Origin of the sequence: Kitasatospora sp. NPDC057518 (genome assembly GCF_042802075.1) — a bacterium.
In the GTDB taxonomy this organism is placed as follows: domain Bacteria; phylum Actinomycetota; class Actinomycetes; order Streptomycetales; family Streptomycetaceae; genus Kitasatospora.
In genome coordinates this window covers 1-3,014 of record NZ_JBHVEU010000680.1, presented here as the reverse complement: position 1 = coordinate 3,014, position 3,014 = coordinate 1, and the positions used below count along the sequence as shown (strand labels likewise).

The window sequence follows — 3,014 nt, the reverse complement described above, 5'->3', positions numbered from 1 at the left end:
CCCCGCAAGGGAAGCGGGGCCGGTGCCCCTCCCGCGCACGGAGGGACACCGGCCCCGCTCCACAACGTCACGAGCTCACGACGCCACGGCGGCCGCCCTACCGCGAGGCCATCGACGCCAGCCGCCGCGCGGCCCGGTACTGCCGCAGCACCTGGGCGAAGGAGGTGTGCCCCTGGGTGGTCCGGGCGAAGGCCCGCCAGGCCGGCGGCACCAGGCAGACCGCCGCGTGGAACAGGTACGGCCGCCGCTCGAAGGCGCCCAGCAGCTGCTTGCCCGCGCGCATCTCCACGCCCAGCCCGGCCTTGACCGCGAACGCGTAGTTCAGCGCCTCGCGCCGCACCGCCGCCGCGTTGCCCGCCTCGGCGACCTGCACCGCCCACTCGCCGGCCAGCCGGCCCGAGCGCAGCGCGTACGAGATGCCCTCGCGGGTCCACGGCTCCAGCAGTCCGGCCGCGTCCCCGGCGACCAGCACCCGGCCGCGGGAGAGCGGCGAGTCCTCGGTCCGGCAGCGGGTCAGGTGCCCGGACTCGACCTGCGGGGTGAACCCGGACAGGCCCAGCCGGCGGATGTAGTCGGCGAGGTACTGCTTGGTCCGCTCGCCGTCGCCGCGCGCCGAGATGACGCCGACCGTCAGGCTGCTGGTCTCGGTCTTCGGGAACACCCAGCCGTAACTGCCGGGCAGCGGGCCCCAGTCGAGGTGGATCCGGCCCGCCCAGTCGGCCGCGACCTGGGCCGGCACCGGGATCTCGGCCTCCAGGCCGAGGTCGATCTGGTCGAAGGTGACGCCGACGTGCCGGCCGATCCGGCTCGCGCTGCCGTCCGCGCCGACCACCGCGCGGGCCTCGAAGGTGCGCCCGTCGGCGGCCGTCACCAGGGCCGTCCGGTGCTCCCCGCCGCGCTGCTCGACGCCGGTGACGGTCACTCCGGTGACCAGCACCGCCCCGGCCTGCTTGGCCGCCTGCACCAGGCGCAGGTCGAACTCGTCCCGGTTGACCAGGCCGAACAGCATCCGCTTGGACCGCCGCGTACGGGTGTACCTCCCGTTGTAGGCGAAGGTGACGGCGTGCACCCGGTCCTGCAGCGGCAGCCGGAAGTCCGGCGGCAGGCTGTCCCGGGAGGGGCCGATGATGCCGCCGCCGCAGGTCTTGTACCGGGGGTGTTCGGCCTTGTCGAGCAGCAGCACCCGGCGGCCCTGGGCCGCGGCGGCGTGCGCGGCCGAGGAGCCCGCCGGTCCGGCGCCGACCACCACGACGTCCCAGACGCCGTCCAGCGGCGCGGCCGCGTCGTCGGTCGGACCGCCCTCGGCCGGGCTGTCGAGCGGGCTACGGGAATCGGAGCTTCCGGAGTCAGTCACGTCGAGCAATCCTATGCGTCCGGCCGCGCCGGTCGAGCGCGCCGCCCCCGCACCGGCGCCACCCGGCCGTACGGCCCGCCCGAAGGCGGCCCCTCCCCCTGAGGCCCGGTCCGCGGCCCACCCTCGGAACTCCCTGTTCCGCTCCACCTATGATCGGCACTACCGCAAACCGCCTCCTCCGCCCGCACCACCCCAAGGGCGGACCGTCCCCCCGGAGCCCCGATGTCACAGCCCCTGGCCGACGCCGTCCGATCCCTGATGGACCGTGCCCGCACCGACCTCGCCGAGCTGGTCGCCTTCCCGTCGGTCGCCGACCCGCGCCAGTTCCCGGTCGAGGAGTGCGAGAAGGCCGCGCGCTGGGTCGCCGACGCCTTCGCCGCCGAGGGCCTGACCGGCATCCGGCTGCTGGACACCCCGGACGGCACCCAGTCCGTCTACGGCGAGCTGCCCGGCCCCGAGGGCGCGCCGACCGTGCTGCTCTACTCCCACTACGACGTCCAGCCCCCGCTGGACGAGAACGCCTGGCACAGCCCCGCCTTCGAGCTGACCGAGCGCGACGGCCGCTGGTACGGGCGCGGCGCCGCCGACTGCAAGGGCAACATCCTGATGCACCTGACGGCGCTGCGGGCGCTGCGTCAGGTCCACGGCGACGCCTACCCGGTCGGTCTGAAGATCATCGTCGAGGGCTCCGAGGAGCAGGGCACCGGCGGTCTGGAGCGCTACGCCGAGGCCCACCCCGAGCTGCTCGCCGCCGACGCCATCATCATCGGCGACACCGGCAACTTCGCCCCCGGCCTGCCCACCGTGACCACCTCGCTGCGCGGCATGACGATCGTCGAGGCCACCGTCACCACGCTGGCCGGCAACCTGCACTCCGGGGCCTTCGGCGGCGCCGCCCCCGACGCGCTCCAGTCCCTGGTCCGGATGCTGGCCTCGCTGCACGACGAGAACGGCGACGTCGCGGTGGCCGGCCTGACCGCCGACCAGACCTGGACCGGCGTCCAGTACCCGGAGGAGCAGTTCCGCTCCGACGCCAAGGTGCTCGACGGCGTCGCCCTGACCGGCACCGGCACCCTCGCGGACCGCCTCTGGGCCCGCCCGGCCGTCACCGTCCTCGGCATCGACGCCCCGCCGGTGATCGGCGCCACCTCCTCCGTCCAGGCCATCGCCAAGGCCCTGATCAGCCTGCGCGTCGCCCCGGGCACGGACGCGGGCGCCGCCCAGGACGCCCTGGTCGCCCACCTGGAGGCGCAGGTCCCGCTCGGCGCCCGGCTCACCGTCGAGCGCCAGGGCAACGGCGCGCCGTTCCGCGCCGACACCAACGGCCCGGCGTACGAGGCGATGGGCGAGGCGATGGCCGAGGCCTTCGGGACGCCCATGGTCGCCTCCGGCGAGGGCGGCTCGATCCCGCTCTGCAACACGCTGCGCTCGCTCTACCCGCAGGCCGAGATCGTGCTGATCGGCGTCGAGGAGCCGACCACCCAGATCCACGCGGTCAACGAGAGCGTCGACCCGCGGGAGCTGGAGCAGATGGCCCTCACCGAGGCGCTGTTCCTCCGCCGCTACGCCGAACTGCGCTCCGTCTGACGGACCTTCGCAGCGACGTCCCGAGGCTCTTCCCGGAGGACGTCCGGCCGCCCGCCGCGCAACCGGCGGGCTG

2 protein-coding genes are annotated in these 3,014 nt (G+C 75.1%); one reads left to right on the top strand and one right to left on the bottom strand.

Features of this window, described 5'->3' with window-relative positions; all coding sequences use genetic code 11:
- Positions 1-97: 97 nt before the first annotated feature.
- Positions 98-1,354, bottom strand: coding sequence for a geranylgeranyl reductase family protein (locus ACFU7Z_RS38250; protein WP_079272936.1), 1,257 nt, complete (start codon positions 1,352-1,354; stop codon positions 98-100).
- 222 nt (positions 1,355-1,576) lie between these two features.
- On the opposite strand from ACFU7Z_RS38250, the gene ACFU7Z_RS38245 reads away from it, so the two are divergent.
- Positions 1,577-2,941: a dipeptidase gene (locus ACFU7Z_RS38245; protein ID WP_380782722.1), complete on the top strand. Its 1,365-nt coding sequence runs from the start codon at positions 1,577-1,579 to the stop codon at positions 2,939-2,941.
- Positions 2,942-3,014: the final 73 nt, after the last annotated feature.